We start from the raw sequence: 631 nt of genomic DNA, 5'->3' as shown, positions 1-631 counted from the left end.
GGATAAAATAAACTTGGTTCGGAATAGACCAGCCTGCAGTTTTTATTTTAAAAAACGTTCCAGTTGATTGGAACGTAAGGTACGAGACTCCTGCGGGAAAAACGTGGCCAAGGGAGACCCTGCAGGCCATGCCGAGGAGGCTCCCGGACCGCCCGCGGAAAGCGAGTGCCTGAAGTGGAAATCACGTCCGAATTTGTACAAGAAAAAAATGTAGACAAACTCAATTTTCATTGAGTTTGTCTACATTCTGAGCACTTAACCTTAATGGTCAAGTGCTTTTGTTATTCAAAACCTCTTTATTTTGATTGATGATGATTTTATTTCTTAAAATCATTTCTTTATTATTAAGTCCAACATTGAGTTCTTTTGTATCATTCACTTTTTCCAGCAGTGAAATTACGGATATTTCCAGTAATTCAGAAATAGGCATTTGTGTTTTGGATGATAAAATTTCAAGTTCATGGATTAATTTAAGGGAAAGTATTGGTTGTTTTTGATTTATTTCCATGACAGGACCCGCTTTCTTAAAAAAGTTATGTAATTGTCATTTAAGTATATAATGTCAGTTTCCGATAAAACATTAAAGTTGCGTTATTAATGTTAAGAGTTGATGACAATTACAGAAGAAAGG

1 protein-coding gene is annotated in these 631 nt (G+C 35.5%); it reads right to left on the bottom strand.

Going from position 1 to position 631, the window contains the following annotated elements; all coding sequences use genetic code 11:
- Window positions 1-268 precede the first annotated feature (268 nt).
- Window positions 269-508 carry a hypothetical protein gene (locus tag AC1DVB_RS27835; protein ID WP_239858291.1) on the bottom strand — a complete coding sequence of 80 codons (240 nt, stop codon included), beginning with the start codon at window positions 506-508 and terminating at the stop codon, window positions 269-271.
- Between the last annotated feature and the right edge of the window lie 123 nt (window positions 509-631).

Source organism: Peribacillus sp. P4_D6 (assembly GCF_056401795.1).
Note: the sequence above shows the minus strand (reverse complement) of the source record. Positions and strands in the feature narration are given on the sequence as shown.

Excerpts from the sequence above, each read along its gene's own strand:
- AC1DVB_RS27835 (WP_239858291.1), bottom strand. The coding sequence starts at position 508 with ATGGAAATAAATCAAAAACAACCAATACTTTCCCTTAAATTAATCCAT.